The 255-nt window shown below is 56.1% G+C and carries 1 rRNA gene; it reads left to right on the top strand.

Annotated features, from left to right (window positions below):
* Positions 1–255 (top strand): 16S ribosomal RNA (locus ACQCVE_RS19665); the annotation flags it as partial.

A 255-nucleotide genomic window follows, 5' to 3' on the forward strand; every position in this document is an offset into this window, starting at 1 on the left:
GAGGCAGCAGTAGGGAATCTTCCGCAATGGACGAAAGTCTGACGGAGCAACGCCGCGTGAGTGATGAAGGTTTTCGGATCGTAAAGCTCTGTTGTCAGGGAAGAACAAGTGCGGGAGTCACTGCCCGCGCCTTGACGGTACCTGACCAGAAAGCCACGGCTAACTACGTGCCAGCAGCCGCGGTAATACGTAGGTGGCAAGCGTTGTCCGGAATTATTGGGCGTAAAGCGCGCGCAGGCGGTCTTTTAAGTCTGA

Origin of the sequence: Metabacillus sp. 113a, from assembly GCF_050107635.1 — a bacterium.
Lineage (GTDB): Bacteria > Bacillota > Bacilli > Bacillales > Bacillaceae > Metabacillus_B.